Source organism: Paraburkholderia sejongensis, from assembly GCF_020880815.1.
GTDB lineage: Bacteria > Pseudomonadota > Gammaproteobacteria > Burkholderiales > Burkholderiaceae > Paraburkholderia > Paraburkholderia sejongensis.
Window position 1 is genome coordinate 194,938 of sequence record NZ_JAJITD010000009.1, and the last position, 20,083, is coordinate 215,020.

Here is a 20,083-nt window from a genome sequence, read left to right on the forward strand (position 1 = left end):
ATCGGCAACTTCAATCGCGCGATTCCATTGCATGCCGTCGCTCTATCGCTTCGGTATCCCATCGATGCGCGCGCATCGCATCGAGCAACATGCCAAGGCTTAGCGAGCGTTTCGTTTGCAGCCGAGTGCCGGTTCGCATCAGCCGAAACAAAGCCGGGATTGCGCGAAGCAGCGCGAGACTATCGATCCCTTCGCCGCTGAAGTAGCGGTTGACCGGAAACGTCTCGACGTTAGCAACGTTGAACCTGTCGAACAGCTTTTCGATGAACTCGATCGCATCGTCTCCGTCGATGCCAAGGTCGTAATTGACGCGTGTGGACGGTGTCAATTCGGGATCCTTGCCGAACAGCGGGCGCCCGATTTCTTCCCGGGTGAAGTCTCTCAGTTCGTTCCAAAGTGAATCATCCAAGCCGATCCTCCGGTTTGACCGTTGCGTTATATCTCTGTACGGCACGGAACATGATCAGAGTCGCGTCGCCTCCCAGGAAGACAATATTCAGGATCCAACTGCTTTTCGCTTGATCGAGGGCAGTGTTGCGCGGCACTTTTTTTGAAACAGCACGTAGAAGCTGCCGGATATTAGATTGCATAATCGGCGGGAATCAGTTGCCAAAAATCATGGATAGTCCAAAAAATCTCGACTGAGCAGACGACGCTACACATGTTCAGCTAGCAACGACTCGGACGTCGCTCAACGCTGATACGAGACCCACCGATTTTCCATGCTCCGTCGTTCAGGGCACCGCGCGCCGCCTCGACAAAAGGCCTTCGTGCAATATCGTTGACCCAGGTCGGCGCCTCCGCGCTTTGCCATTTCGGCAAAGCCATCTGCCAAATATTGTAATTGTCGGGAAATATCGGCCACCTCAAGATCGCGGCACAGGCTTCGAATCCTGCGCCGCAGACGACACACCGACGGCGCGCCCCCACACGCCGCCAGAGGACTTCGTCATGCGCATCAATTCCGCCACCACGGCCGACACGATCGAGGAGCCCGCATCGCAAGCAGGCGTTTCGCGGCTGATCCTCGCGACGTCGATCGGCAATGCGCTCGAGTTCTACGATCTGGTCGTGTACGGCTACTTCGCGGCGGTGCTGTCGCGCACGTTCTTCCCGGTCCACGACCGCACCGTGTCGCTGCTGCTCACGCTCGGCACCTTCGCGCTGTCATATCTGGCGCGGCCGGTCGGTGCGCTCGCGCTCGGCTCGTTCAGCGACCGCAAGGGCCGCAAAGCATCGCTGACGCTGTCGATCGCGCTGATGACGCTCGGCACCGCGATGATCGCGCTGATGCCGCCGTACGCCGCGATCGGCGTGCTGGCGCCGATCGGCGTATTCGCGTCGCGGCTATTGCAGGGCTTCTCGGCCGGCGGCGAATTCGGCAGCTCGACCGCGTTTCTGATCGAGCACGCGCCGCAGCGCAAAGGCTTCATGGCGAGCTGGCAGTTCTCGAGCCAGGGCGCGAGCACCCTGCTCGCGTCGCTGTTCGGCGCGGTGCTGACCAGCACGTTGTCGACCGAACAACTGGAAAGCTGGGGCTGGCGCATCCCGTTTCTATTCGGTCTACTGATCGGGCCGATCGGCCTGTACATTCGCCGCCGCATCGACGAATCGCCGGAATTCGAGCGCGCGGAAAAATCCGCGGCGCCGGTACGCGAACTGCTCGCGACGCAGAAAGAGCGCGTGCTCGTGTCGATCGGCGCGCTGATCCTGACCACCACCGCGAACTACATGCTGCTCTACATGCCGACCTACGCGGCGCGGCAACTCGGGCTCGCGCCGTCGTCGGGATTCATCGCGACGCTGCTGGCCGGGCTGATCATGATGTTGCTGACGCCGTTCATCGGCCATCTGTCCGACAAGATCGGCCGCGTGCGGATCATGCTGGGCACCGCCGTGCTGTTTTTCGCGACTGTCTATCCGGCGTTCGTACTGATGAATGCGCATCCGTCGCTCGGCACGCTGCTCGCCGCGGTCGCGTGGGTCGCACTGCTGAAGGCCACCTACTTCGCGCCGCTGCCCGCTTTGATGTCGGAAATGTTCCCGACCCGCACGCGCACGACCGGCATGGCGTTCGGTTACAACATCGGCACCACGATCTTCGGCGGCTTCACGCCGGTCGCGATCGCGGCGCTGATCGCGGCGACCGGAAATAACCTCGCCCCCGGCCTGTATCTGATGATCGCTGCAGTACTAAGCATTTTCTCGGTAGTGTGGGCTCGACTGCGACTGCACGCGCGCTAGAGCGATGTGATCTTGATTGAACCGACAGAACAACAGGAATTATTCATGCAAGACCGTTTGCAAGCCGCGGTGGACTTCGCGGTGGCTCATGAATCGTTGTGGGATCGCCATGTGAATGGCGCATGGGGCGTGCACGTGAACGACCCGCCGCCGTGGAACAAACTGCTCGGCCCGGTCCACGATCGCGGACCGGTGTCCGGCACGATCGCCGTCGATGGTCGCGTGCTGACGAGTTGGGGCGAACCCGATCGCGCCGATCTGACCTTCAGCGTCGCGAAGATGTACCTTGCGCTACTCGCCGGCGTCGCCCACGATCGCGGGCTGCTGCCCGACGTCGATGAACCGGTGCGCGCGCGGGTGCCGGGTATCGGTTTCGATGACGAGCACAATGCGCCGATCACATGGGCGCATCTGCTGCAGCAGACCAGCGAGTGGCGCGGCACTTATTTCGGGCTGTCGGATCAGGCGGACCATTATCGAGCGGTCAACTTCGCCGCGCCGCCCGATGGCAGGAAAGGCGATCTGCGCCCCGCGCAAACGCCGGGCACGTACTGGGAATACAACGACGTACGCATTAACCAGTTGGCGCTCGCACTGCTCTATCTGTTTCGCCGGCCGCTGCCGGAGGTATTTCGCGAGGCGATCATGCGGCCTTGCGGCGCCAGTGAAAACTGGCAGTGGGTCGGTTATGACAACGCGTGGGTCCAAATCGACGGACAGCGAATGCAGTCGGTGCCGGGCGGCACGCATTGGGGCGGTGGAATGTCGGTGAGTGCGCACGATCAGTTGAAGGTCGCGCAGATGCTGCTGAACGATGGTGTCGCGAATGGGCGGCGGGTGTTGTCGTTGGAATGGATTGCGAAGATGCGCACGCCGTGTGGGATCGCGCCGTTTTATGGCTATCTCGTGTGGCTCAATACTGGGCGAAAGGTATTTCCCAACGTGCCGGAATCGAGTTACTTCGGTATCGGCGCCGGGAGTTCATTTACCTGGATCGAGCCGGAGCGGCGGATGACGGTGGTCGTGCGTTGGCTCGATCCGGCGGCGGCGAATGAGTTTTTTGGGTTGGTGATTGGGGCGGTGGATGGGGGGTTGCGGTAGCGGGTCGAGTTTTACCTCGACAAGCAAAAGCGAGCCTGTCCCGCCGCGTTGATCACTACCCGGCGTTCCCGAGAGACCGATACTCGTGACTGTCTGCGCGGGCTAGCCATTCGTCGAATGTGAGCGGCTCAGTTCACCATTTCTAACAAGTACCTTGGGAATCGCGATTCCCGAAGGCCAAGCGACATCGCACGACAATGCGATCCGCCACCTCCCTCCATGAAATCCTCGGTTTAGCCTGATCGAGGGCGCTCCTAGCGCCTTTGCGCGAAGTCGCCGTCACCCGCTTCGAGCATTTCTGCGCAAATCCCGGCCGTACTGTTCGGCTCGCGACATTCACTACAACCATCAAAAATCGCGGCGTCGCAGGCAGGTCTAGGAATAGTCCGATTGCACTGCGCGCCCACTCGCCATACCGTGTTTCGCTGCAATCGCAAGATTGTTGACGGTGTACAGCGCGCCAAGGCGTGGCTTGAAACGAGCGAACGGCGTTGCTGGTCATCATGGTCAAACGTGTTCTTCTGCCGAAATTAGATCGTTGCGGCACGTTTCGGAGAGCGATCAACAGCCGGACGATACCGAGTGGCTATGGCGTCCACCGATGATGAACTCCGGCTTACTACGGCGTCCTTCCCGCGCAATGAATGATAGCGTGGTCGATTGGCGATTTTTGAGTTTTTTGATTGATGAAGCAGATGAGGTAAAAAATAATGGTTTGGATTTACAAGCATGAGAGTCACTTGTTGTATCACAACGACGAGTTGATCACAGACAGGTGCTATTCCGGTAAGGGCGAGCACAAAGATAGACACAGTAGCCAGTACATCCGTGACTGGGGACCGATACCCGTCGGTCGGTACGAGATACGGCCGCCAATTCCGCACACTCATACCGGACCGTTCTCGATGCGGCTTAACCCTGTCGCGGGAACGGACTTAGGTGGTCGAGACGGTTTCATGATCCACGGCGACAGTCGGAGCGACCCCGGCAATGCATCAAATGGATGTATCGTTCTGCACTTGCGCTACCGCAAACAGATCTTGGACAGCGGCGACAGATTGCTTTGGGTAGAACACCCATGAAACGCGCTCTTACAGTCCTGCTGCTATCTCTTCCCGTGCTGTGTCCGGCGCAAGGCAGACCGAATCCGCCATGCGACAGGTGGCCGACCAACATCGCCGAAAACAGTCTAAAAGACGCTGGCATGCTTGGAAATATCGACTACACGAAAACCCAGGCTGTGCAACTGTCGTCCGAGAAAATTGGAAAATCTGAGGATGGCGAACAATTATGGCGCGAGGTTTATCACATCACCTTCCACGAAAAAGGTGGGAAAAAGATCAAGGTGATTGCAGTGAACGACGCCGGCGAATTTGAATGCTCGATGAGTGCCGTAGAGGTTTTTGTCGTTTCGAATCATTTACTGCCGAAAGTCGAGAGCGACCGAATGTTCAAGCAGATAGAGTGAGCCGCGCCGGCCGTCATCGGGCCTATTAAGGTCATCACGTATGGAAACACTTGTCCGTAGGCTGTTCAAACTCGCCCTGTTCATCTCGGTGTTCCTGCTGTCCGTTCGCTACCTCCCGCCAAACCACGAGTGGACAGACAGCGAATCGCGCGCATATTGGGCGGCTTCCGACTGGCTCGGCATCCAGGATCCCAGAGATTTCTATTTCCTGTTGTGGCTGAGCGTCGAACTGATCGTTGCGATCAGCGCCTACGTCGTCATCATTAAACTGTGGCGGCGCTTTCGAAAATGACCGGTTGGCGAGAGCTTGACGATGCCAACTCCGATCAGGAAAGATGAGAAGAACGGGAAGGATGACTGAACAAACAGCGCGTCGCACGCGGGCGATCCGTTCAGGCATCGCCCGCCTTGCGTCACCGCATCTCAATGCGAATGGCGCGGCACCTCGGAGCCCCGGCAGCCGACCAGAAAATCGAGGTCGCAGCCTTCGTCGGCCTGCAACACGTGATCGATATACAGGCGCCGGTAGCCGCCGCCCTCCGGCGGCGCCGGCGGCTCGTGCCGTTCGAGACGGCGCGCCAGTTCCTCGTCGCTGATCTCGAGGTGCAGCGTGCCGGCGTCGCAATCGAGTTCGATCCAGTCGCCGTCCTGCACCGCCGCGAGCGGACCGCCGTCCGCCGCTTCCGGCGTCACGTGCAGCACCACGGTGCCGTACGCGGTACCGCTCATCCGCGCATCCGAAATCCGCACCATGTCCTTCACGCCCTCGCGCAGCACTTTGGGCGGCAGACCCATATTGCCGACTTCGGCCATCCCCGGATAACCCTTCGGCCCGCAGTTCTTCATCACGAGCACGGAATTCGCGTCGACGTCGAGCGTTTCGTCGTTGATACGCGACTTGTAATGCTCGAAGTTCTCGAACACCACCGCGCGACCGCGGTGCTTGAGCAGCTCGGGCGTCGCCGCCGACGGTTTGAGCACCGCGCCGCGCGGAGCGAGATTGCCGCGCAGCACGCGAATGCCGCCATCGGCGACCAACGGATTGTCGAGCGGACGAATCACTTCGTCGTTGGTGTTCGGCGCGTCCTTCACGTTGTCCCACAGCGACTTGCCGTTGACCGTCAGCGCGTCCGGATGCGGCAGCAGGTTCGCTTCGCCGAGCCGGCGCAGCACCGCCGGCAGACCGCCCGCGTAATAAAACTCCTCCATCAGGAAGCGGCCCGAGGGCATCAGGTCGACGATCGTCGGCGTATCGCGGCCAATGCGCACCCAGTCGTCGAGTTCGAGATCGACGCCGATGCGTCCGGCGATCGCCTTCAGATGGATCACCGCATTGGTCGAGCCGCCGATCGCCGCGTTCGCGCGGATCGCGTTCATGAACGCTTCGCGCGTCAGGATCTTCGACAGCTTCAGATCCTCGTGCGCCATCTGGACGATTCGGATCCCTGACATATGCGCGAGCACGTAGCGGCGCGAATCCACCGCCGGAATCGCCGCATTGTGCGGCAGCGAGGTGCCGAGCGCTTCGGCCATGCAGGCCATCGTCGACGCGGTGCCCATCGTGTTGCAGGTGCCCGCCGAGCGCGACATGCCGGCTTCGGCCGACAGGAACTGATGCAGATCGATCTCGCCGGCCTTCAGCGATTCGTGCAGTTGCCACACCGCGGTGCCGGAGCCGATGTTCTTGCCGTCGAGCTTGCCGTTCAGCATCGGGCCGCCGGTCACGACGATCGCCGGCACGTCGCAGCTCGCCGCGCCCATCAGCAGCGCCGGCGTGGTCTTGTCGCAACCGGTCAGCAGCACGACCGCGTCGATCGGATTGCCGCGAATCGCTTCCTCGACGTCCATCGCCGCGAGGTTGCGCGTGAGCATCGCGGTCGGCCGCAGGTTCGACTCGCCGTTCGAGAACACCGGAAACTCGACCGGAAAACCACCGGCTTCGTAGATGCCGCGCTTCACGTGCTCGGCGAGCTTGCGAAAGTGCGCGTTGCACGGCGTCAACTCGGACCATGTGTTGCAGATGCCGATCACCGGGCGCCCGTCGAATTCGTGGTCGGGAATGCCCTGATTCTTCATCCAGCTTCGATACATGAAGCCGTTCTTATCAGCTGTACCGAACCATTCGGTCGAGCGCAATTTCCGCTTTTTTTCCGACATGCTATGTCCTTGATGCATGTGCCGGGACATCATCACCGGCCAGTTAGTCCGAAGCGGCGCGAGCGGCGCTACGACGCAAGGCGGTCGCTCAGATTCGAGAGATGGTGAAGTGTACGGAGCGGGTTGATATCTTTCCAATCATATTTTGGGCGATATCGATATCAGTTCCGGTATAGAGCCACGGGAGGGGCCGGTGGCGCGGGGCGCGGGCCGTGGTGGCGGGTACAGCGCGGTGTGCGGGTGCCTGGAACACCCGGCGGCGTGGAGCAGATCGGCGCTCGCTGCCTGCCCGCCTCATGCGTCGCTCTTTACCGCGCCGGCTGGTTTCTTACTTTCAGCTTTCGGCTGGGCGGCTCGCGCGTTCTTCTTCAGATGCGTCTGGTTATAGTCGATTGCCGCGCGCACCAGCGACTTTAGTGCGCGCTCGTCGATCTTGTCGTCCTCGAAAAAATCGATCGCGCGCCGCGCGTTGCCGTCGAGGCCCGCGTTAAACAGGCCATCGGGATCGGCCAGCCCGGCGCCGTGCGCGAAGGTCAGCTTCACCTTGCCCTTGTGCGCGTTGGCGACCGCGATCATGCCGTCGCGCGACCAGACCGGGCTGCCCATCCATTTCCATTCCTCGACGATTTGCGGATCCGCCGCGAGTACGCACTTGCGGATCCGCGCGAAGGTCGCGCCGCGCCAGTCGGCAAGTCCCGCGATCAGTTCGTCGATACGTTCGGATGCATTCATCGGAGCGGCGGCCTCGCAGACGGTGGACCCATAGGATGCCGTAATAACCGCTCGATGGGAATCCCGGCCGAAGCCGCCGCGTGGCGGCCGCACGCAACCCCGCCGCAGCCTGCCGAACCGGTTACATGCCGCCCAGCGGCTTGCTCACGGTCAGCTTGTTGGTCACCGAAGTGACGCCCGGAACGCCCTTGGCAATGTCGGCCACGCTATTGATCTGCGCGTTATCGGTGACCGTGCCGGTCAGCGTCACCGCGCCGCCTTTGGCCCGGACACTGATATTTCCCGCGTCGATCTCTTTATGCTTGCCGAGCGCTGCATAGATCTGGCGCCGCAGCGCGCGGTCGGACTTGCGGCCGCTGACCGGCGCGCTCGCGCCGGCCCCGTTGCCGGAAGCCGCGCTGGCGGCCTGGCCGCTTTGCGCACGCGCGTCGAACGACACGGAGACGATCACAGCGGCAATCGCCAATACCCACACCGAAATCTTTTTCATCGAATATCCCTTTGAACTTATTAACGTAATCAGAAGCTATGACGGATGCCGACCATCGCCGCGGTGGTGGACGTGCCGGGCGCGACCGGCGCGCCATACACGATGGTCTGGTTCATGGTTCCCTTGTTGTCGACATAGCCGACCTGCGCATACGCTTTGGTTCGTTGCGACAGGTTGTACTCCGCGCCCACCGCCACTTCACTCGAATGGTTCGCCGAGTGATTGCGATCTTTCAGGTAGTAGTAACCGGACGTGACTTTGAAGCGCGAATTGAACTGGTAGCCGAGGCCGCCCGAGATCATTTCGAAATTCGCGGTGCTGCTTTGCGCCGGATTCTTGCCCTGACCATACGATGCCGAGATCGAGAAGCCGGAAATCGTATACATCGCGCCGAAATAAACGAGGCGATTGTTGTTCACGCCGGTCGCGGGTATCGCGGGCGCCGCCGGGTACGTGATCGGGAACGGATTGGCATCGTGGCCGTTGTAGTAGACCGCCGCCAGATTCAGCCCGTAATTGGAATACTTGAGCACTGCCGACTCGCGCGTGCCGCCCTGAAAGTGGCCTGGCGTGCCGCCCGGCGCGTATTCGAGCGCGAGCGATGCGCCATAGAATTTCGGCGAGTTATAGACCAGTGCGTTGCTGTCATACAGCGCGCCGATCGGCGCGTTGGTGCTGGTGCCGGGCCAGCCGGCGGCCTGGTTGATGCCGAGCCACGCGGTCAAAATACTGCCGAAGTACTGCGCGCCACGCACGTCGGTCTCGGCCATCGCGTAGATCATCGGCACGATCTGCCGGCCCGCGTCGAATGCACCGAACGGCCCCGAGACGCCGACGGTCGCGAACTGGTTGAAGATCGCGGTAACGCCCGGCGTGTCCGACAGGCCGAATTTGCCGTTGGTCGTATTGAACGCGCCTTGCAGCTTGAAGTTGATCTTATAGCCGCCGCCGATATCCTCGCTGCCCTTCAAGCCCCAGAAGCTCGAATAGATACCGCCGTCTTTCATCTGATAAACGTGGCCGAGATTCGGCGCATGCGGCAGAAAGGTCGCCGCCGACGTGCTCTGATACAGAAAGCCGGTGTCGACCACGCCATAAAGCGTGACTGACGATTGCGCGTGCGCGGCCGTCGCGAACATCGCCAAAGCGATGACGCAGCATGACTTCAATTTCATTGTGTCTCCAATGCAAACCCGAGTTCGCGCAATGCGCTGTCCGGTGGTCGCTTACAAAAATGGTTGGTTGTTCTGAATACCGGGCACCCGGGCCCGGCGTGTTGCGCGAATAAAAAATCCAGTTGATCGCTGCGCGCCGGTATCAGACGGTCAGGTAGTAGCTGCCGAACCGCTCCCGCAACTGGTTCTTCAGCACCTTGCCGGTCGCGCCGATCGGCACCGAATCGACGAACACCACCGCATCGGGCTTCCACCAGCGCGCTACCCGGCCGTCGAAGTACGCGAGCAGTTCGTCGCCGGCGAGCTTGCTGTCCGGCTTTTTCACGACCAGCAGCAACGGCCGTTCGTCCCACTTCGGATGCCGCGCGGCGATGCATACCGCGGTGCTGACGCCCGGATGCAGATACGCAACGTTTTCGATCGCCGACGAACTGATCCATTCGCCGCCGGACTTGATCACGTCTTTGCTGCGGTCGGTGATCTGCATGAAGCCGTAGCCGTCGATCGTCGCGATGTCGCCGGTCGGGAACCAGCCGTCGCGCAGCGGCGACGCGTCGTCGCTCGCGAAGTACTGCTGCGCGACCCAGTGACCGCGCACCATCAGATCGCCGGCACTCTTGCCGTCCCACGGCAACTCTTCGCCTTGCGGCCCGACGACCTTCATATCGATCCCGTACAGCGAGCGGCCCTGCTTGGCCTGAATCTCGAGTTGCTGCGGCATGGGCAGCGACCGCTGAAACCCCTTGAAACTGCAGATCGTGCCGATCGGGCTCAGCTCGGTCATCCCCCATGCGTGCAGCACGTCGACCCGATGACAGTTCTGGAACGCTTCGGTCATCGCGGTCGAACAGGCCGCGCCGCCGATCACGGTACGCCGCATCGACGAGAACGTCGCGCCGAGCGCATCGACGTGCGCGAGCAGCCCTTGCCAGACGGTCGGCACGCCGGCCGACATCGTCACCTGCTCTTCCTCGATCAGTTCGTACAGCGACTTGCCGTCGAGCGCCGGACCCGGAAACACCAGCTTCGCGCCGACCATGCAGGCGATATACGGCAGACCCCACGCGTTCACATGGAACATCGGCACGACCGGCAGGATCGCGTCGCTAGCGCAGCAGTTCATCGCATCGGGCAACGCCGCCGCGTACGTGTGCAGCACCGTCGAACGGTGGCTATACAGCACGCCTTTCGGATTGCCGGTCGTGCCCGACGTGTAGCACAGCGAACAAGCGCTGTTCTCGTCGACGAGCGGCCAGTCGAACGCGTCGTCGTGCAGATTGATCAGGTCCTCGTAGCACAGCAGGCGATCGGCGAGGCTCGACTCCTGCGGCATGTTCGCGCGATCGGTCATCGCGACATAGACCTTCGGGCTCCTGACCAGCGGCGCGACGCTTTCGATCAGCGGCAGAAATGTCATATCGAAGAACACCACGCGATCCTGCGCGTGCTCGATGATGTAAGCGAGCTGATCGACGTGCAGCCGCGGGTTCAGCGTGTGCAGCACCGAGCCGGAGCCCGATACCGCGAAATACAGCTCCATGTGGCGATAGCCGTTCCATGCCAGCGTGCCGACGCGCTCGCCCGGCTGCACGCCGAGGGTCGCCAACGCATTGGCCATGCGGCGCGCGCGTTTCGCGAGTTGCCGGTACGTATAACGGTGCACGTCGCCTTCGACGCGGCGCGACACGATCAACTGTTCGCCGTGATGGCGTTCCGCGTGGGTGAGCAGCGAAGCGACTACCAGAGGCTGCTGCATCATCAAACCTTGCATTTCCAAATCTCCTGATTGCTGTCGAGTCCGCCGTGCGGCTCACGTCGCCGCGCCGCACGGGCGCGCCTGCGAAAGCGGCGCGCCCGGCTGGTCCAGACTCACGACCAGCTTCGAATCCACTATGGCGACCGCAAAGGTCGTCACGCTCAATCCCCCTGCTCCCGCCATCGCGCCACTGCGCACATCGAAGCGCAGGCCGTGCGCCGGGCAGCGCAGCAGGCAGCCTTCCAGTTGTCCGCTCGCCAACGCGGCGCCGTTATGCGGGCACGCGTTATCGAGTGCGTAAATCGTGCCGTCGAGGTTGAACAGCACGATGCTGCGACCGTCGACGAAAACCAGCTTGCGCTCGCCGACCGCTATCTCACCCGCGACACCCACCACCTGCCGACGCGACATCGCCGCCTCCGTGTTGCTGATTCGCCGCGGGCCGGCGCGACCAGTACAGGCGGCAAATCAACGTTTCGGCCATCGGCCATTCGCCGAAACCGGCGGCCGGGTTCAGGTGACCAACGTCGCCGAGATCGACGAAGTTGCTGCCCCAGTCGTTCGCCATCGCCTGCACCCGTTCGAAACGCGCGAGCGGATCGTTGCGGCTCGCCGCGACGATGCTCGGGAACGGCAGCGGCTGACGCGGCACCGGCAGCCAGCCGTGCTGCGCGATCTGCTCGTGGGTCGGATAACCGGCCGGCAGCGGCGTTTCGAGGTCCGCCGGCGCCGCCAGCAGCGCGCCTTCGATCCGGCTCAAGTCGCGCCCGCGATGGCGCGCCGCCCAATGCACGGTGATCATCACGCCCGCGCTGTGCGCGACCAGGATCACGGGGCCGTCGATGCTCGCGAACGCGGCATCGAGCGCCGCGACGCGTGCTTCGCAACTGAGCTTGTCGTGCTCGAGCGGCTGCACCGAGGCCGCTTTCGGCAGCCGCTGTTCGAGCAGCGTTTGCCAATGCTCCGCGACGTGGTCGCGCAGCCCGGGGACCATCAGAATGGTCGGTGTCGTTTCGAAACTCATGGCCAATTTGCTCAGTAGGGCTTATCGCCGATAATGCCGGCCCGCTCCATCTTGCGATGGCACGGCGGGTAGTCCATCACCGCGTAGTGCTGGGTGCTGCGGTTGTCCCAGATCGCGATGCTGTTCTTCTTCCAGCGCCAGCGCACCTGGTACTCGGGGATGTACGCCTGACTGATCAGATAGCGCAGCAATTCGCCCGCGCCCGGATTCGCGTCCTGCCCGAAGCGCACCCGTGCCGGCGTGTGGTAGTTGGTGAAATGCGTGGTGAACGCGTTCACGAACAGCACCTTCTCGCCGGTCTCCGGATGGGTCCGCACGACCGGATGCTCGGCATCCGGAAACTGCGCCTTCAGCGCCAGACGTTTTTCGATCGGCATCGCCGCGCCGAAGCTCGCCTCGATGCTGTGGCGGCCGCGCAGATCGGCGATCTGCGTCTTCACGTGCTCCGGCAGGTTCTCGTACGCGAGGACCATGTTCGCCCACATCGTGTCGCCGCCGACCGGCGGGCATTCGACGCAGCGCAGCACCGCGCCGAACTGCGGCGCCTCGCGCCACGTCGCGTCCGCGTGCCACGCGTTTTCATAGCGGTCGTTCGGCTGCTCGGGCGTCTTGTAGATCCGCACGAGGCCCGGATGCTCCGGATCGCTGCCCGCGACCGGATGGTCTTCCAGTTCGCCGAAGCGGCGCGCGAACGCAACGTGCTGCTCGCGCGTGATGTCCTGATCGCGCAGGAACAGCACCCGGTGCTTCAGCAGCGCTTCGCGGATGCCCGCAAACAGACCATCGTCATGCACCGCGTCGGCGAGCTTCACATCGGTCAGTTCGGCGCCGATCGAGTAAGTCAGTTGTTCGATTCGCATCGCAGGCTCCTTAGATCAGGAAGACCGACGAACCGGTCGTCTTGCGCGACTCCAGATCGCGATGCGCCTGCGCCGCGTCCTCGAGCGCATAGCGCTGATTCAGTTCGATGCTGATTCGCTTCGATGCGATCAACCCGAAGATCTCGCCCGCCAGATCGTTCTTCTCGGCCGGGTCGGCGATATAGTCGGCCAGCGCCGGGCGGGTCAGATACAGCGAGCCCTTCATCGCCAGCAGTTGCGGATTGAACGGCGGAATCGGACCGGACGCGGTGCCGACGCAGACCATCAGGCCACGGCGTTTCAGCGAATCGAGCGACGCTTCGAAGGTGTCCTTGCCGACGCTGTCGAACACCACGTTCACGCCCGTGCCGCCGGTCAGTTCGCGCACCCGTTTGGCGACATCCTCACGGCCGTAATAGACGACGTGATCGCAACCATGCGCGCGGGCGATCTCGCCCTTCGCTTCGGTCGAGACCGTGCCGATCACGGTCAGGCCCAGCAGCTTTGCCCATTGCGAAACGATCAGACCGACGCCGCCGGCGGCCGCATGCAACAGAATCGAGTCGCCGGGTCGGAACGCGTGAATGCGGCGCATCAGGTACGCGGCGGTCAAACCGCGCATCGTCATGCCGGCCGCCGTTTCGCAGGAAATCGCCGCGGGCAGGCGGATCAGCGGCGCCGCCGGAATCAGCCGTTCGGTGCTGTACGCGCCGAGCGTGTTGATGAAGCCGGTGTAGGTCACGCGATCGCCGACCGACACGTTGGTGACGTCCGCGCCCACCGCCTCGACCACGCCGGCCGCTTCCACGCCCATGCCCGCGGGCAGGGGCACCGGATACAGACCGCTGCGGAAGTAGGTGTCGGCGAAATTCAGGCCGACTGCCTGGTGGCGCAGGCGCACCTGGCCGGGGCCGGGCTCGCCCACTTCGACGTCCTCATAGCGCAAGACCTCGGGGCCGCCGGTTTCATAAAAGCGAACTGCCTTTGCCATCTTGACTCTCCAATTCTTCAGGTGTTCTGATCAAGCGCCGCGCGTCTCGCGCACAGCACGTTCCATTCGGTGCGCCGCCTTCGCGGCGCGTATCACTTCAGCGTGCGGCCTCGTCACGCAACGCATCGAGCCGGTCCACGTCGCCCGCATAGCCGCGTCTGCCGATCACGAACGCGACAGCCGCGACGAGGGGCGCGAACGGCACCAGTTGCAGCGCGCCAAGCAAGCCGATCCGGTCGGCCACCAGCCCGGTCAGCACAGCCGCCGGTGCGAGACCGAGCAGGTTGTTCGCGAGCGTCAGCGTCGCGAATGCCGACGCGTGAATCGACGGCGGCGTCAGGTTCGCGACCATCGCGCCGGACGGACCGCTGGCACCGGCGCAGAAGAACATGCCGAGACCGATCACCACCAGTTGCGCCGGACCCGCGGGCATCCTGAAGCCAATCGCGAGCAACACGAAGCACGCGAGGCAGAACACGATCGCCGCCGTCCACTTCCTTTGCCGCGCATGCTTCGCGAGCCGGTCGGCGACGTTGCCGCACACCACCATGCCGACCCCGGTCACCAGCACGAACACCGCCGCGCACATCGCCGCCTTGCCGGTCCCCATCCCGTAGTAACGGTTCAGGAAACTCGGCAGCCACGCCCACACCGCGGCGGGCACCAGCAGATGAAGTCCACTGCCGACATACGCGCAGATCACCGAGCGGGTCGAAAACAGTCCCTTCATCAGCGCGCGCAAGCTCATCCGCACGCCGGGCCGCTCAGCCTGCCGGCCGGCGCCGGCCGGTTGCAACGGCGCGAGCCGCTTTTCGGTGACGACGAAGCGATAGACGATCACCAGCACGATCCCCATCACCGCCATCGCGCCGAACGCCGCGCGCCAGCCCAGATGCGCGGCCACCGCGCCGCCGAGCGCCATGCCGAGCACCGAACCGAATGCGCCGCCCGCCATGAAGGTGCCGGTCAGCGTCGCGCGCAGCCGGACCGGAAAAATGCTCAGCACAACTGCGATTCCGACACTGCCGTACGCCGCTTCGCCGATCCCGACGAACGCTCGCGCCAGCAGCAGCTCGCCGAAATTCGTCGAAATCGCGCAGCCGAGCGTCGCCAGACTCCACATCGCCGCCATCAGCACGATGCTCTTCACGCGGCCCCAGCGGTCGGCCAGCACCGACAGCGGAAACGTCAGCAGACCGACCATCAATGCGACCACGCTGCTGAGCGAACCCAGTTGCGCGTCGGACAGGTGCCACGCGTCCTTGAGCAGCGGAAATACCGCGTTCAGCACCTGCCGCGACATGTAGTCGGACAGCAGCAGTCCGACCGTCAGCGCAAATACCACCCAGGCATACCCGCGCACGTCCCCGCGCGTGGCAGCCACTTCTCCCGTCGCGGGCCCTGCATGCTGCATAAGCATGGTTTGTCTCCTCCAGCTCTGCTATCAGGCCGCGCGCAGCGGCAGGTTTCTCACACCTGCCTCGCGATTGGGCGCCATTCCATTGGCAACCAGCGTTTCGTCGATCGTGTCGTACTGCACGCCGATCCGGTAAATCTCGCGCGCTTCCTTGCCGGTCGCGATCTCGCGGCCCAACTCGCGCGCCACTCGCACGCACTGCTCGATCTGCTGCACCGACGTGAAGCGCCGGCCGTGTTGATCGATGATCGTGTCTTCGATCCCGCAGCGCGGATGCAGACCCATCGACATCGCCATCATGTTGAACGGCAGCACGTTCTTCAGTAAGGACTCCGCGGTAAGCGTGCAGCCATCCGGCGCGCGATGCACGAAGTTGAAGAAGTTGAACGGATTCGGACCGTCGAAACCGCCGCCGATGCCGATCCACGTCAGATTCAGCGGGCCCTTGTAGACGCCCTTGCGCACCAGCCGCTCGAGCGTTTCGAGCGCATGAATGCCGGTCAGCTGGAAGTGCGGCTGAATGCCCGCGTTCTGCAAACGGCGCAGATGTTCTTCGACCCATGCCGGACCCGCCGGCACCGTCATTTCGCTATACGCGGCCATGAACGCCGGGTTCGCGAGCGACGTGCCTTCCAGATATTCCGGATAGAGCAACTCCATGATGTTCATCTGCGTGGTGTTGATCGCGACCGTCACCTGATCGGGCTTCGGTTCGAGCTCGGCCAGCATGTGACGGGTGTCGTCGGACAGCCACTTCGCGCTTTGCCCTTCGTCTTCCGGCGCGAACGAAATCGAGCCGCCGACCTGGATGATCATGTCGGGCACCGCGGCGCGCACGCCGGCGATCAGTTCGTTGAACTTGGAAAGCCGTTTCGAGCCTTTGCCGTCCAGCTCACGCACATGCAGGTGCAACACCGTCGCGCCCGCGTTGTAGCAATCGACCGCTTTCTGGATCTGTTCGTCCATCGTCACCGGGATGTCTTCCGGGAAATCTTCCGGCATCCATTCCGGACCGTACGGCGCGGTGGTGATGACAACCTTGTCCTGGTTCTCCGGGTGCAGCGAATCGTCGAGAAATTGCATTTACTCCTCCATCAGATTAGTGACTCACGACAGTTCTGAATCCACGCATTGACTGGCTAGCTAGAACTTGTCGACCGATGTACCCACGATACGGCAATGCCGCGCTACACTTTTAGGATCACGCGCCAGCTTCTTATGGGTTCATGCCACTGCGTGTTAACACCAGCATTTCTATGCGGCCTACATGGAACGGCTGAAGGTTTCACTTACATGAAACGGGCGGAGACACAGCCATGGAAACGATGCTGACGTCGGTAGCAATGAGCGGCTATTTCGACGTGACGCGGCGGTTTGGACTCAATCCGGTCGAACTCGCAAAACAATGCGGTGTCGACGCGGGCGAACTCGCGAATCCGAACGGCCGGGTGCCGACCGGCGCGTGCTGCCGGCTGCTGGAAGTGACAGCCGAGAAGGCGGCGTGCCCGAGCTTCGCGCTGCAAATGGCGGACACGCGCCAGACGTTCGCCACCGGCATCATGAATGTATTGCTCGCGCATAAACGCACGCTGCGCGAAGTACTGCTGGCAGCGGCTCAATACCGTCATCTATTGAATGAAGCGCTGGCGATCTACATCGAGGACACCGATCAGACCGTGACGATCCGCGAGGAAATCGTCGTGCCGCCGGGAACGCCGACGAAGCAGGCAATGGAACTTGCACTCGGCGTGCTCGCGCGCCACTCGCACTCGCTGCTCGACAAGTACTGGAAACCGCGCGAGCTGCACTTCACGCACGCGGCGCCCGCGGATCAGACTTTTCATCGGCGCTTTTTCGGCTGTCCGCTGGTATTCGGCAGCGACTTCAACGGTTTCGTCTGCGCGAGCGCCGATCTCGACTATCCGAATCCGCTTGCCGACCTCGAACTCGTGCGCTACGCGGAGAGTCTCGCGACGCCGCTGAACGTCAGCGATACCGAGTCCGCCGCGCTCGAAGTACGCAAGGCGATCTATCTGCTGCTGCCGCTGGAGCAGGCCACGGTCGAACTGGTCGCGCGTCATCTGTGTGTGAGCGTGCGCACGATGCAGCGCCAGTTGCACGCGGCCGGCACCAGCTTTTCCGAGCAGGTCGAGCAGGTGCGGCGCGAACTCGCGGTGCGCTATATGAGCAATCCGACCTATCCGATCGGGCGCGTGTCGGCACTGCTCGGTTATGCGCAGCAGGGCTCGTTCACGAACTGGTTCGTGTCGCGCTTCAGCATGACGCCGCGCGATTGGCGCGCGAATCATCCGCAATGAACGGCGGCGGGAACCATGGCGGGCGCGCGACTGAACGCGCATAAAACAACAAGGGGCGATGTCCGAATGAACACCACCCCCTGTTTGAACAACTCGCATTAACGCCGGCTCGTTATGCGGCGCGCACTTTCACATAGCGCCCCGGCGCGCTCTCGATTGGCTTGTACTGCTTGTTGCCGAGCGTCGTGCGCGCCTTTCTCTGTTCGCCGGAGTGCCGGCCGACCCACTCGATCCAGTGATTCCACCAGCTGCCCGGCTGCTGCACCGCACCGGCGCGCCACTCGTCGGCACTGCCGTCGCACGACGGGTTGGTCCAGTAGCTGCGTTTGTTTTTCGACGCCGGATTGATCACTCCGGCGATATGGCCGCTCGCGCCGAGCACGAATTCGTTTTCGCCGCCGAGCAGTTGCGTCGAGCGATACGCGGACTGCCACGGCACGATGTGATCTTCCTCTGCCGCCAGCAAATAAGTCGGCATATTGACGTTGCCGAGATCGACCGGCGTACCGCACAGCGTCAATCTGTTCGGCACGCACAGATTGTTCTCCAGATACATGTTGCGCAGATAGAAGCTGTACATCGGCCCCGGCAGATTGGTCGTGTCCGCATTCCAGTACAGCAGATCGAACGCGGCCGCCGATTTGCCTTTCAGGTAGTTGTTCACTACATACGGCCAGATCAGATCGTTCGCGCGCAGCGTCTGGAACGCGAAGCCGAGTTCGCGGCCCGGCAACAGGCCGCCGCGCCCGATGGTCTGTTCGCGCAACGCGACGCCCACTTCGTCGATAAACACGCCGAGATCGCCCGGTTCGCTGAAGTCGAGCAACGCGGTCAACAGCGTCGCGCTCGCGACCGGATCGTCGCCGCGCGCGCGCAGGATCGCCAGCGCCGACGCGAGCATCGTGCCGCCGACACACCAGCCGAGCACGTTGATCTTGTCGGCGTTGCCGATGTCGCGCGCGACGCCGAGCGCCTCGATCACACCGTCCTCAAGATACGCGTCCCACGTGACATGCGCGCTGTCCTGCTCGGGATTGCGCCAGGATACGACGAACACGGTCAACCCCTGCTCGACCGCGAAACGCACGAACGAGTTCTCCGGCTGCAGATCGAGAATGTAGAACTTGTTGATGCACGGCGGCACGATCACGAGCGGGCGTTCTGCGACCTTCGGTGTCAGCGGCGCGTACTGGATCAGCTGAAACAGTTCGTTCTCGTAGACCACCGAGCCGCTGGACGCGGCAACGCTGTGGCCGACTTCGAACGCGCTTCGATCGGTGATCGAAATGGCGCCGCTTCCAATGTCTTCGAGCAGATGCGTGACGCCCGCGAGCAGGCTCGTGCCGCCCGATTCGACCGCGTCGCGCAGCGCCTCAGGATTGGTCGCGGCGAAATTCGCCGGGCTCGCGCAGTCAATCAATTGCTGCGTGAAAAAGCGCAGCTTGTGCTTGTCCTTTTCGTCGAGCACGGTCGCCTCGACCAGTTCGCCGAGCATCCGCGCATTGATCAGATAGCTTTGTTTGAGCAGGCTGTACCAGCCGTTGCTGGACCAGTCGTCGGCCTGAAAGCGCCGGTCGCCCGGTGCGGTTTCGGCGACCGTCTTCAGACGCGCGCGGGCGCAGAGCACGCCGGCGAACACGTCGCTCCACAGTTCCGTATGTTGTTGCAGGCAGGCGGCGCTCGCCTGCATCGCGACGCAGCGCTTGCCGGACGGAACGGCATCGCTATCGTCGCCGGCGGCGGGCGCGAAGTCTCCGTGGATCACCGGCGCAACGCGCCAGAAATCGAAACCGGTTTTGAGCCAGCCGAGCGAAAGCTCGTGCGGCGTGCTAAATGGCATTCTCATCGCGGGACCTCGCCATTAGCCGTTGCTGGCGGCGGAACCCGCCGCCGTGTCAAGCCGATTGCCCGACGACGTCGGCAACACGATCGCGTCGCCGTCGATCACGATCTTGCCGTCGACCTTGCACACGGTGCTCAGCACCACGCGGCGCTTGTCGTGCAGCAGTTCCTTGACCGTCACTTCGGCCTGCACGGTGTCGCCCGGTCGAACCGGCGCCTTGAAGCGCAGGTTCTGGCCCAGGTAGATCGTGCCTGGACCGGGCAGCCGACCCGCGATCGTCGCGGAGATGATGCTGGCGGTCAGCATGCCGTGCGCGATGCGCCCTTTGAACGGGGTCGTTCGCGCGAACTGTTCGTCGATGTGGACCGCGTTGAGATCGCCCGACGCGCCCGCGAACAGCAGGATGTCCGCCTCGGTGATGGTCTTCGCGAACCGCGCGCTCATGCCCGGTTGCAGGTCTTCGAAATCGTATCCATTAAGCTCGTTCATGATTCTTCCACTCGCCGG

At 62.8% G+C, this 20,083-nt stretch carries 21 protein-coding genes; 7 read left to right on the forward strand and 14 right to left on the reverse strand.

Annotated elements, in window-relative coordinates:
- Positions 1–10: 10 nt before the first annotated feature.
- Positions 11–409 carry a DUF1493 family protein gene (locus LJ656_RS19240; RefSeq protein WP_230510960.1) on the reverse strand — a complete coding sequence of 133 codons (399 nt, stop codon included), beginning with the start codon at positions 407–409 and terminating at the stop codon, positions 11–13.
- Positions 410–951: 542 nt separating this feature from the next.
- Between LJ656_RS19240 and LJ656_RS19245 the strand changes: the two genes are divergently transcribed.
- The 6 genes from LJ656_RS19245 to LJ656_RS19270 all read left to right on the forward strand — a co-directional run bounded on the left by LJ656_RS19245 (position 952) and on the right by LJ656_RS19270 (position 5,105).
- Positions 952–2,244, forward strand: coding sequence for an MFS transporter (locus tag LJ656_RS19245; protein ID WP_230510961.1), 1,293 nt, complete (start codon positions 952–954; stop codon positions 2,242–2,244).
- 45 nt (positions 2,245–2,289) lie between these two features.
- Positions 2,290–3,345, forward strand: coding sequence for a serine hydrolase domain-containing protein (locus tag LJ656_RS19250; protein WP_230510962.1), 1,056 nt, complete (start codon positions 2,290–2,292; stop codon positions 3,343–3,345).
- Positions 3,346–3,817: 472 nt separating this feature from the next.
- On the forward strand, positions 3,818–4,078 hold the full coding sequence (locus LJ656_RS19255; protein ID WP_230510963.1) for a hypothetical protein: 261 nt from the start codon (positions 3,818–3,820) through the stop codon (positions 4,076–4,078).
- Positions 4,056–4,427, forward strand: coding sequence for a tlde1 domain-containing protein (locus LJ656_RS19260; protein ID WP_230510964.1), 372 nt, complete (start codon positions 4,056–4,058; stop codon positions 4,425–4,427). The genes LJ656_RS19255 and LJ656_RS19260 overlap by 23 nt, the downstream gene beginning before the upstream one ends.
- On the forward strand, positions 4,424–4,813 hold the full coding sequence (locus LJ656_RS19265) for a hypothetical protein (protein WP_230510965.1): 390 nt from the start codon (positions 4,424–4,426) through the stop codon (positions 4,811–4,813). Before LJ656_RS19260 ends, LJ656_RS19265 begins: the two co-directional genes overlap by 4 nt.
- A gap of 40 nt (positions 4,814–4,853) precedes the next feature.
- Entirely contained in the window at positions 4,854–5,105 is a 252-nt protein-coding gene (locus tag LJ656_RS19270; RefSeq protein ID WP_230510966.1) for a hypothetical protein, read from the forward strand.
- Between the two features lie 131 nt (positions 5,106–5,236).
- Here LJ656_RS19270 and LJ656_RS19275 read toward each other — a convergent pair whose 3' ends face one another.
- The 11 genes from LJ656_RS19275 to LJ656_RS19325 form a co-directional block, all read right to left on the reverse strand.
- The gene (locus LJ656_RS19275) at positions 5,237–6,970 is read right to left on the reverse strand and encodes an IlvD/Edd family dehydratase (protein ID WP_230510967.1); all 1,734 of its coding nucleotides are present in this window, start codon (positions 6,968–6,970) and stop codon (positions 5,237–5,239) included.
- Between the two features lie 294 nt (positions 6,971–7,264).
- Entirely contained in the window at positions 7,265–7,702 is a 438-nt protein-coding gene (locus LJ656_RS19280) for a DUF1801 domain-containing protein (protein ID WP_230510968.1), read from the reverse strand.
- A gap of 121 nt (positions 7,703–7,823) precedes the next feature.
- The gene (locus LJ656_RS19285; protein ID WP_230510969.1) at positions 7,824–8,192 is read right to left on the reverse strand and encodes a BON domain-containing protein; all 369 of its coding nucleotides are present in this window, start codon (positions 8,190–8,192) and stop codon (positions 7,824–7,826) included.
- A 29-nt stretch (positions 8,193–8,221) separates the two neighbouring features.
- Positions 8,222–9,367 (reverse strand): porin, encoded by a 1,146-nt coding sequence (locus LJ656_RS19290; protein WP_230510970.1) that lies wholly within the window; start codon positions 9,365–9,367, stop codon positions 8,222–8,224.
- Positions 9,368–9,509: 142 nt separating this feature from the next.
- A complete protein-coding gene (locus tag LJ656_RS19295; protein ID WP_230510971.1) occupies positions 9,510–11,138 on the reverse strand; it encodes a 3-(methylthio)propionyl-CoA ligase in 1,629 nt (542 codons plus the stop codon).
- A gap of 39 nt (positions 11,139–11,177) precedes the next feature.
- Positions 11,178–11,534 (reverse strand): Rieske (2Fe-2S) protein, encoded by a 357-nt coding sequence (locus LJ656_RS19300; protein WP_230510972.1) that lies wholly within the window; start codon positions 11,532–11,534, stop codon positions 11,178–11,180.
- Positions 11,500–12,147 (reverse strand): RBBP9/YdeN family alpha/beta hydrolase, encoded by a 648-nt coding sequence (locus LJ656_RS19305; protein ID WP_230510973.1) that lies wholly within the window; start codon positions 12,145–12,147, stop codon positions 11,500–11,502. Before LJ656_RS19305 ends, LJ656_RS19300 begins: the two co-directional genes overlap by 35 nt.
- Positions 12,148–12,158: 11 nt before the next feature.
- Positions 12,159–13,007 carry a TauD/TfdA dioxygenase family protein gene (locus LJ656_RS19310; RefSeq protein WP_230510974.1) on the reverse strand — a complete coding sequence of 283 codons (849 nt, stop codon included), beginning with the start codon at positions 13,005–13,007 and terminating at the stop codon, positions 12,159–12,161.
- Between the two features lie 10 nt (positions 13,008–13,017).
- Positions 13,018–13,998 (reverse strand): quinone oxidoreductase family protein, encoded by a 981-nt coding sequence (locus LJ656_RS19315; protein WP_230510975.1) that lies wholly within the window; start codon positions 13,996–13,998, stop codon positions 13,018–13,020.
- Between the two features lie 97 nt (positions 13,999–14,095).
- Positions 14,096–15,418 carry an MFS transporter gene (locus LJ656_RS19320; protein WP_230510976.1) on the reverse strand — a complete coding sequence of 441 codons (1,323 nt, stop codon included), beginning with the start codon at positions 15,416–15,418 and terminating at the stop codon, positions 14,096–14,098.
- A 24-nt stretch (positions 15,419–15,442) separates the two neighbouring features.
- Complete coding sequence (locus LJ656_RS19325; RefSeq protein ID WP_230510977.1) at positions 15,443–16,498, reverse strand: beta-keto acid cleavage family enzyme; 1,056 nt, start codon at positions 16,496–16,498, stop codon at positions 15,443–15,445.
- A gap of 233 nt (positions 16,499–16,731) precedes the next feature.
- Between LJ656_RS19325 and LJ656_RS19330 the strand changes: the two genes are divergently transcribed.
- Positions 16,732–17,733, forward strand: a complete 1,002-nt coding sequence (locus tag LJ656_RS19330; protein ID WP_230510978.1) for an AraC family transcriptional regulator — start codon at positions 16,732–16,734, stop codon at positions 17,731–17,733.
- 112 nt (positions 17,734–17,845) lie between these two features.
- Here LJ656_RS19330 and LJ656_RS19335 read toward each other — a convergent pair whose 3' ends face one another.
- Entirely contained in the window at positions 17,846–19,579 is a 1,734-nt protein-coding gene (locus LJ656_RS19335) for a PHA/PHB synthase family protein (protein ID WP_230510979.1), read from the reverse strand.
- Between the two features lie 15 nt (positions 19,580–19,594).
- Positions 19,595–20,065 (reverse strand): MaoC family dehydratase, encoded by a 471-nt coding sequence (locus LJ656_RS19340; protein ID WP_230510980.1) that lies wholly within the window; start codon positions 20,063–20,065, stop codon positions 19,595–19,597.
- Positions 20,066–20,083 lie beyond the last annotated feature (18 nt).

Coding starts and splice junctions, on each gene's coding strand:
- LJ656_RS19305 (WP_230510973.1), bottom strand. CDS start 12,147: ATGAGTTTCGAAACGACACCGACCATTCTGATGGTCCCCGGGCTGCGC.
- LJ656_RS19310 (WP_230510974.1), bottom strand. CDS start 13,007: ATGCGAATCGAACAACTGACTTACTCGATCGGCGCCGAACTGACCGAT.
- LJ656_RS19300 (WP_230510972.1), bottom strand. CDS start 11,534: ATGTCGCGTCGGCAGGTGGTGGGTGTCGCGGGTGAGATAGCGGTCGGC.
- LJ656_RS19285 (WP_230510969.1), bottom strand. CDS start 8,192: ATGAAAAAGATTTCGGTGTGGGTATTGGCGATTGCCGCTGTGATCGTC.
- LJ656_RS19250 (WP_230510962.1), top strand. CDS start 2,290: ATGCAAGACCGTTTGCAAGCCGCGGTGGACTTCGCGGTGGCTCATGAA.
- LJ656_RS19340 (WP_230510980.1), bottom strand. CDS start 20,065: ATGAACGAGCTTAATGGATACGATTTCGAAGACCTGCAACCGGGCATG.
- LJ656_RS19325 (WP_230510977.1), bottom strand. CDS start 16,498: ATGCAATTTCTCGACGATTCGCTGCACCCGGAGAACCAGGACAAGGTT.
- LJ656_RS19270 (WP_230510966.1), top strand. CDS start 4,854: ATGGAAACACTTGTCCGTAGGCTGTTCAAACTCGCCCTGTTCATCTCG.
- LJ656_RS19245 (WP_230510961.1), top strand. CDS start 952: ATGCGCATCAATTCCGCCACCACGGCCGACACGATCGAGGAGCCCGCA.
- LJ656_RS19265 (WP_230510965.1), top strand. CDS start 4,424: ATGAAACGCGCTCTTACAGTCCTGCTGCTATCTCTTCCCGTGCTGTGT.
- LJ656_RS19290 (WP_230510970.1), bottom strand. CDS start 9,367: ATGAAATTGAAGTCATGCTGCGTCATCGCTTTGGCGATGTTCGCGACG.
- LJ656_RS19280 (WP_230510968.1), bottom strand. CDS start 7,702: ATGAATGCATCCGAACGTATCGACGAACTGATCGCGGGACTTGCCGAC.
- LJ656_RS19275 (WP_230510967.1), bottom strand. CDS start 6,970: ATGTCGGAAAAAAAGCGGAAATTGCGCTCGACCGAATGGTTCGGTACA.
- LJ656_RS19315 (WP_230510975.1), bottom strand. CDS start 13,998: ATGGCAAAGGCAGTTCGCTTTTATGAAACCGGCGGCCCCGAGGTCTTG.
- LJ656_RS19320 (WP_230510976.1), bottom strand. CDS start 15,418: ATGCTTATGCAGCATGCAGGGCCCGCGACGGGAGAAGTGGCTGCCACG.
- LJ656_RS19330 (WP_230510978.1), top strand. CDS start 16,732: ATGGAAACGATGCTGACGTCGGTAGCAATGAGCGGCTATTTCGACGTG.
- LJ656_RS19335 (WP_230510979.1), bottom strand. CDS start 19,579: ATGAGAATGCCATTTAGCACGCCGCACGAGCTTTCGCTCGGCTGGCTC.
- LJ656_RS19295 (WP_230510971.1), bottom strand. CDS start 11,138: ATGCAAGGTTTGATGATGCAGCAGCCTCTGGTAGTCGCTTCGCTGCTC.
- LJ656_RS19260 (WP_230510964.1), top strand. CDS start 4,056: ATGGTTTGGATTTACAAGCATGAGAGTCACTTGTTGTATCACAACGAC.